At 69.6% G+C, this 7,437-nt stretch carries 6 protein-coding genes and 1 pseudogene; 3 read left to right on the forward strand and 4 right to left on the reverse strand.

Features of this window, described 5'->3' with window-relative positions; all coding sequences use genetic code 11:
- A pseudogene (locus tag ABZW11_RS45860) lies at window positions 1-161 on the forward strand (ATP-binding protein); the annotation flags it as partial.
- Window positions 162-290: 129 nt separating this feature from the next.
- On the opposite strand, the gene ABZW11_RS45865 reads toward ABZW11_RS45860, so the two are convergent.
- The 4 genes from ABZW11_RS45865 to ABZW11_RS45880 are packed head-to-tail and all read right to left on the reverse strand — an operon-like array spanning window position 291 to window position 3,942.
- Window positions 291-1,289, reverse strand: coding sequence for a methyltransferase (locus tag ABZW11_RS45865; protein WP_355432760.1), 999 nt, complete (start codon window positions 1,287-1,289; stop codon window positions 291-293).
- A gap of 18 nt (window positions 1,290-1,307) precedes the next feature.
- Window positions 1,308-2,105 (reverse strand): ABC transporter permease, encoded by a 798-nt coding sequence (locus ABZW11_RS45870; RefSeq protein ID WP_355432763.1) that lies wholly within the window; start codon window positions 2,103-2,105, stop codon window positions 1,308-1,310.
- Window positions 2,102-2,878: an ABC transporter permease gene (locus ABZW11_RS45875; RefSeq protein WP_355432766.1), complete on the reverse strand. Its 777-nt coding sequence runs from the start codon at window positions 2,876-2,878 to the stop codon at window positions 2,102-2,104. Before ABZW11_RS45875 ends, ABZW11_RS45870 begins: the two co-directional genes overlap by 4 nt.
- Window positions 2,875-3,942, reverse strand: a complete 1,068-nt coding sequence (locus tag ABZW11_RS45880) for an ABC transporter substrate-binding protein (protein ID WP_355432769.1) — start codon at window positions 3,940-3,942, stop codon at window positions 2,875-2,877. The genes ABZW11_RS45875 and ABZW11_RS45880 overlap by 4 nt, the downstream gene beginning before the upstream one ends.
- 402 nt (window positions 3,943-4,344) lie before the next feature.
- On the opposite strand from ABZW11_RS45880, the gene ABZW11_RS45885 reads away from it, so the two are divergent.
- Together ABZW11_RS45885 and ABZW11_RS45890 are read left to right on the forward strand one after the other, a co-directional pair.
- Window positions 4,345-7,203 carry a nitrate- and nitrite sensing domain-containing protein gene (locus tag ABZW11_RS45885; RefSeq protein WP_355432772.1) on the forward strand — a complete coding sequence of 953 codons (2,859 nt, stop codon included), beginning with the start codon at window positions 4,345-4,347 and terminating at the stop codon, window positions 7,201-7,203.
- Window positions 7,204-7,270: 67 nt separating this feature from the next.
- On the forward strand, window positions 7,271-7,437 hold a 167-nt coding region (locus tag ABZW11_RS45890; RefSeq protein WP_355432774.1), incomplete at its 3' end, for a roadblock/LC7 domain-containing protein.

Here is a 7,437-nt window from a genome sequence, read left to right on the forward strand (position 1 = left end):
CGCACAGCGACGCCGAGGTGCGCGACGCGCTCACCCTGGCCCCGCACATCCCGATGGTGCGGCTCGACGCCCGCTCCAAGGACTCCGTCAAGAACGCGCTCATCCAGCTCGTCGAGCACGCGCTGTCGGTCCGCATGGCAGTGCCGGGCTGGGGCGGCTGACCCCGGCTCCGGTGCCGCGCCGGCGACGAGCCGTGCCCTTCCCGGCTCGCCGGACGACGCGGCACTCCCGCGCTCCGGCCCCTTGGCGCTGCCCTGTCAGTGCTGCCCTGTCAGTGCTGCCCTGTCATGTCACCGGGCCTCGATGAGGCTCGCGCCGGAGCCCAGCTCGACGACGTCACTCATCGCCAGACCCGCCCGGCCGAGCAGCGCCGCGTACTCGTCGCGGCTGCGCTCCGCGCCGCCGTTGAAGATCGCCAGCATCCGCAGGTCGATGTCCTTGCCCAGGTGCGGCCGCTCGTCGTCGGGGAGCACCACCTCCAGGATGAGGACGCGGCCGCCGGGGTTCATGGACGTGCGGACGTTGGTGAGGATCTTGACGCAGTCCTCGTCGTCCCAGTTGTGCAGGATGCTGGCCAGCAGGTAGACGTCGCCGCCGGACGGCACCGCGGCGAAGAAGTCGCCCGCCACCACCTCGGTGCGCTCCGCCAGGCCCTCCTCGGCGAGCGCCTGCCTGGCGTGGTCCACCACGTGCTCCAGGTCCATCAGGACGCCGCGCAGCCCCGGGTTGGCGCGCAGCACGGTCGCCAGGATGTGGCCCTTGCCGCCGGCCACGTCCACCATCGTCCCGGTGGCGGGGAAGGCGTAGCGCTCGGACAGGCCCTCGGTGAACGGCACCGCCCTGGCCGCCATGTAGTCGTCGAACAGCGTGCTCGACTCCGGCTTGCGGGCCAGGTAGTCGTACAGGGGGCCGTACTCCTCGATGAAGGCCGAGCGGCCGGCTCGCACGGTGCCGGGCAGCATGCGCATGGCGTACCAGAAGCCCTCCTCGCCGAGCATGCGGATCGAGGAGCGGACGAAGCCGGGCGCGTCCGAGCGCAGCGCGCCGCCCCGCTCGGTCAGCTCGTACGCGTCCGCCTCCACCGCCCTGACCAGGTCCATGGCGGCCAGCTCGCGCAGCACCCTGCGCAGCGAGGGCGCGTGCGCCCCGGCCCGCCGCGCCAGCTCGGGCGTGCTCAGCGGGCCCTGCGCGAGATGGTCGGCCACGCCCAGCTCCGCCATGGTGAGCAGGGCGGCGAAACGCGAGATGTCACCCAGGGCACCCCACAGGAGATCGTCGGAATGCGGCATGAGTCCTTCCAGGGGAGGTCACGGATTGCGCGTGGCCTGCCGGTGCCACACCAGCACACGGCGCTCGGCCAGCACGAACAAGGAGTTGACGACGTAACCGAGGATGCCGAGCAGCGTGATCGTGGCCCACACGGCGGCGCCGTCGAAGCTGCGCTGCGCCTGCAGGAGCTGGTACCCGATGCCGTCGCTGCCGCCGATCAGCTCGGTGAGGACCATGAGGATCAGCGCGAGCGACAGGCTCAGCCGCAGCCCGGCGAAGATCTTCGGCGAGGCGGCCGGCAGCACGACCACCCGCAGCCGCTGGAACCTGGTCAGGTTGAAGACGGTGGCGGTCTCGGTGTACGTCCTGTCGATCGCCTTGGCGCCGTCGATCGCGTTGAGCAGCACCGGCCACACCACCCCGAACACGATGGTCGCGAGCTGGGTGATCAGCACGCCGTACGGCGAGTGCAGCCCGGCCTGGAGCACCAGGAACACGGGGATCAGCAGCGGCGGCGGCAGCGAGCGGCCGAACTCGATCAGCGGGTCCACGTAGTCGGTCGCCGTGCGGGAGCGGCCGAGCAGCATGCCGGCGATGATCCCGATCAGCGCCGCCAGGATCCAGCCGCCGAACATGCGGCCCAGGCTGGGCAGGATGTTGTCGATCGCGTCGTCGGTGAGGAAGATCCGGCTGGCCGGGCCCGAGAACCACAGCTCGTACATGGCGGCCACGATCGTCGTGGGCGGCGGGAAGTCGGTGTTGCCGACCGCGCGGGCGGCGAACTCCCAGACGACGAGCAGGACCGGGATGACCCAGATCTTGGTGAGGAGCTTCACGACTCCGACGCTCCCGTCCGCATCCGGTGCCAGTGGAACAACCGGCGCTCGCCGGCCAGGAGCAGCACGTTCGCGAGCACGCCGAGGACGCCGGCCCAGACCGTGGCCGCCATCATGAGGTCCGTCCTGTTGCCGCTGCCGGCCAGGTTGACGAAGACGCCGATCCCGGCGACGCCGCCGGCCAGCAGCTCGGCGCTGACCGCGAGGACGAGCGCGATGCCCGCGGCGATCCTGACGCCGGTCGCGACGAACGGCGCGGCGCTCGGCAGGCTCACCCTGGTCAGCACCGCGAGGGGGCCGAAGCCGAAGCTGCGCAGCGACTCCTTGGCCACGGGATCGACGTCGTGCATGCCGTACAGGGTGTTGATGAGGATCGGCCAGACAGAGGCGTAGACGATGACCGAGATCTTCATGAGCTCGTCCACCGGGATCAGCAGGATCGCCAGGGGGATGATCGCCACGCTCGGGATCGGCCGCAGGAACTCCAGCACGGGCCTGATCGCCCGCTCCACCGGCGCGAGCGCGCCGAGCAGCACGCCCACCGGCACGGCGATGGCGGTGGCGATGAGCAGGCCGAGCACCCAATTGGTGAGGGTCGCGCCGAGCCCGGCCAGGAAGTCGGGGTCGGCGGGCAGGCGCACGGCTTCGAGCAGGATGGTCGACGGTGCGGGGAACTGCAGGTCCTCACTGATGCCGAAGCGGATGACCAGCTCCCCGACAACGAGGAACCCCGCGGCGCCGGCGGCGCCGCGGAGCAGACGTGCGATCGTCACTTCGACGCGGGAGCCGCGATGACCGACTTCACGTCGATGGCGCTCTTCAGGTAGCCGTACTCGAGCATGAGGTCGGCGACCTTCTGCAGCCGGTTGGCGTTCAGCTCACTGGGGAAGGAGCCGAGCGTGATCACCGAAGCGGTCTTGGCGTCGATCTTCGTGTACTTCGGCAGTATGGCCTCGATCTCCTTGCGGTCGCTGGAGACGAGTTGCTGAGCCTTGCCGATCGCGCGCTGGAAGGCGGCCAGCGTCTTCGGGTACTTCTGCGCCCAGTCCTCGGTGGCCATCCAGCCGGCGATGGGCAGGTCGGCGGTCTGACCGGTCATCACGTCCGCCAGCTTGCGGAAGCCGTGCTGGCTCTGGTTGGCGGTGATGAACGGCTCGGTGATCCAGCAGGCGTCGGCCTGGCCGCTGAGCAGCGCGTTGCCCATGTCGGGGAACGGCTTCTCGACGAACTTGACGTCATCGGCCGTCAGACCCGCCACCTTCAGCTGCGCCTCCGTGGTGAGCGTGGCGACATTGTTGAGGTTGTTGACCAGAACGGTCTTACCCTTCAGATCCGCCACGGTCTGAATCTTCGAGTCCTTCGGCACCATCAGGTTGAAGGTGTTCGGGCCCGCCTGGTACATGTCGGCGACGAGCTTGATCTTCTTGCCCTCGCTGACCGCCGCGAATGTCGAGACGTAGTTGGTCATCGAGATGTCCAGAGCGCCGCTCAGAATCTGCGGAAGTGCCGCGGCGCCACCGGTGATGACGGTCGGCTGAACGGTCAGGCCCTCTTCCTTGAAGTAGCCCTTCTCGTTCGCGACATAGAGAGCCACCGGGTCAGGTACGGGCAGGGCGCCGACCTTGATGGTGGTCTTCTCGAGGCCGCCGCTGTCGGCCGACGTGGTGCCAGGGTCGTCGGATCCGCCGCAGCCGGCAAGAGTCAGAGCGACTGCGACGCCGACAGCAATGGCGTTACAGCGCAGTTTGCGTGTCATGGGGGGTTCTCCTACCAGGGGGAAGCTTCTGGAGATCGGCACTGATTGCCGGGCGTGAAGCGTACCGGAGGCTAGATCCAAACGGCAGCACTATGCCGCGTTTATGCACTTTATCTGCTAAAGATGACTGTCCAGGGATATAGATGTAAATATAGGCATAAAGTAGGTTTATGGGTTGTATGTCCGGATTGAGGTGCTGGTTGCGCTCCGTGGTCAAGGGCTCGCCACGTGAACAAGGTGTCATTTGGAACGGTTGAAAACACCCGAGACGTTGGCCTAAGTATGAGGTTTGTGCTCAAATTGGGCCTCGAACTTGCCTGCGATCACTCGTCCTTGTGACGAAGCCGCTGAAACCCCCCTTAAGCAGGCCATGGCGAGAGGTTGCCACCAGTGAGGACAACAACGGCCGACTCCGGTCGTGGCAGGGCTCCGGACGGACCGGATCACTCTGCGGGCTCAGAAGCCCCGCAGGTACAGCAGCCCGTGTCGGGCAGCCCGTTCGCGCTGCGTAACTGGCGCGTGCGAACCCGCCTCATCGCCCTCATCGCCATTCCCACGATCGTGGGCGTCATCTTCGGCGGGCTGCGGGTCACCGACTCCATCAGCAGCGCACAGCAGTACCAGCTCATCAGCGACGTGGGACGGCTGGTGAGCCAGCTCGGCGAGCTCTCCCGCGACCTCGGCCTCGAACGCGACCTGGCCGGCCGCTTCGTCGCCGCCAACAAGCGGGCGATCGAGGGCCAGCGGCTCAAGAGCCAGCAGGAGATCGTCGACGCCAGCGTCAACAGGACCAAGGCGGTCGCCGACGAGACCCGCGACTCGCTGTCCGACATCGGCCGCAGGACCCTCGACCGCATCGAGGTCCGGCTCGCCCAGCTCGGCTCGCTGCGCACGACGTACACCAAGGACCAGCTGCCGCCGCTGCCGACGGTCGAGACGTACTCCGAGATCATCGCCGACCTGCTGCAGGTCTACGACGAGCTCGGCCAGGGCTCCACGGACGAGCAGCTCACCTCCACCGCCGCCGCGCTGCGCACCATCGCCCGAGCCGAGGAGGAGGCCTCCAAGCAGCGGGCGCTGCTGATGATCGCGCTGGTGCGCGGCAGGTTCGAGGAGCCGGAGTTCAAGGGCTTCCTCGACGCGGGCTCCCGCCGCGAGAGCGAGCGCGCCTCGTTCAACGCGGTCGCCACCCCCGCACAGCGGCAGAACTTCGACAACACCGTGGCCAGCCAGAAGATCGGCCGCGCCGAGTTCTACATCAGCCGCGCGGTGCTGCTGCACAACACCGCCACCCCGCTGCGCAGGCTCGACAACTCCACCTCCAAGGACGTCGACCTCTGGTTCGACTCCATCTCCGAGACCGTCGACCGGCTGCACCAGGTGCAGAAGTCGCTGGCGGAGGAGGTCGCCACCCGGAGCGCCGACGTCGCGAGCGGCGACAGGCAACTCGCCGCGATCAACATCGGCGTCGTGGTCGTGCTGCTGGTGCTGGTCCTCGCGATCACCGCCCTCATGGCCGGCTCGCTCGTACGGCCGCTCAGGCGGCTGCGCAGCGACGCCCTCAAGATCGCCGGCCACACGCTGCCCGACCTGGTCCGCCAGCTCCGCAACACCGACATCGACCCCGACAAGCTCAGGGTCCCGCCCATCGAGATCAACTCGAAGGACGAGATCGGCGAAGTCGCGCGGGCCTTCGACGAGGTGCACCGCGAGGCGGTCCGGCTGGCGGGCGAGGAGTCCAAGCTCCGCAGCAACGTCAACGCGATGTTCGTCAACCTGTCCCGCCGCAGCCAGACCCTCGTCGAGCGGCAGATCACCCTGATCGACGGGCTGGAGCAGGGCGAGCAGGACGAGCAGCGGCTCGGCAACCTGTTCAAGCTGGACCACCTGGCCACCCGCATGCGACGCAACAGCGAGAACCTGCTGGTCCTCGCCGGCCAGGAGCCACCGCGCCGCTGGAGCCAGCCGGTCCAGCTCGTGGACGTCGCCCGCGCCTCCCTGTCGGAGGTCGAGAACTACGAGCGCGTCGTGCTGGAGGTGCCGGAAGGCGTCGCCATCGCGGGCCAGGCCGTCAACGACGTCATCCACCTGCTCGCCGAGCTGATCGAGAACGCGCTGTCGTTCTCGCCCCGCGAGACCCGCGTCCCGGTCTCGGGCAGCAGGATCGACGGCGGCGGCATCATGCTCTCCATCAGCGACTCCGGCATCGGCATGACCGCCGAGGAGCTGGCCCAGGCCAACGACCGCCTGACCGACGCGCCGACCGTGGACGTCTCCGTCTCCCGCCGGATGGGCCTGTTCGTGGTCGCCAGGCTGGCGCACCGCCACGGCATCCGCGTCCAGCTCCGCCCGCACGGCTCCGGCGGCCTGACCGCGATGGTGCTGATCCCCGAGTCGCTGCTCGGCCCGCAGGCCCCGTCGTACGCGGGCGCCGCCCCCGCCGCCTCCAGGGAAGAGTCCTTCCCCGTGGCGCAGCACGCCCCGCAGGGCGGCTCGTGGCCGGCCTCGTCGTTCCAGCTCGGCCCCGGACACCCGTCCTACCCGTCCTACCCCTCGACGGACGCCGTCCCGCCGGCCGGGTCGTGGCCGTCGAGCCCCGCCCTGCCCGCCGAGGCCGGCGGCTGGATGTCCAGCGACTCCTCCAACGACGTCTGGGTGGCGTCGCGCGGCCCCGCCGCCGGCGAGAGCCGGCTGCCCCAGCGGGAGAACGGGCTGCGGGAGAACGGCCTGAGGGAGAACGGCCTGAGGGAGAACGGGCTGCCCCAGCGCGAGGGCGGCCTGCCCCAGCGCGGCGGACTGTCCGACGACACCCGCCCCTGGATGCGCGGCGTCGAGGCGGCGCCGCCCGCGCCGAACTCCTTCGACTTCCCCGAGACCGAGTCCGCGGCCACCGGCCCGATGCCCGCGATCCCGTCCGGCCCGTCCGGCCCGCCGAGCGGCGGCGCCGCCGGCAACGGCGGCAACGGCGAATACCTGCCGATCTTCGCCTCGGTGGAGTCGGCGTGGTTCGACCAGGCCGCCGCCGCGGCGGACGCGACGTGGAGCTCGCCCAAGGCGGACGCGGGCTGGAGCGCGGCCGAGGCCGTACGCGAGCCGGTGCGCGACGGCGCGACCGCCGCGGGCCTGCCCAAGCGGGTGCCCAAGGCGAACCTGGTGCCCGGCTCGGCCGACACCGTCTCCGCGCCGAAGGGCGTAGCCCCGATGCCGGCCGTCTCGCCGGACCGGGTGCGCAGCCGGTTGTCCAGCTTCCAGCAGGGCTTCAGGGCCGCGCGCGACGACATCAGCGAGGGCAGGACGTACGGGTCCGGCCCCAGGGATAACAGTAGGGATGAGGGCGCATGAGCGAGCGCAACAAGCGGCCAGGGGAACGCAGCCGACTGTCGTTCGTGCGACCGGCGGAGGAGAAGGTATGAACGACCTGAGCCACGCGGCACGCGGGGTGGACTGGTTAATCACCGACTTCGTCAGCACCGTTCCGGGGGTCGCGCACGCGGTGGTGGTCTCGTCCGATGGTCTGCCGTTGGCGGCGTCGGCGGGTTTTCCTGCTGATCGTGCTGATCAGCTGGCTGCGATCGC

It is taken from the genome of Nonomuraea sp. NPDC004580, from assembly GCF_040609855.1.
Taxonomy (GTDB): domain Bacteria; phylum Actinomycetota; class Actinomycetes; order Streptosporangiales; family Streptosporangiaceae; genus Nonomuraea; species Nonomuraea salmonea.

What these genes read in the sequence shown, in the direction of transcription:
- ABZW11_RS45865 (WP_355432760.1), bottom strand. Translation starts at nt 1,289, where the DNA reads ATGCCGCATTCCGACGATCTCCTGTGGGGTGCCCTGGGTGACATCTCG.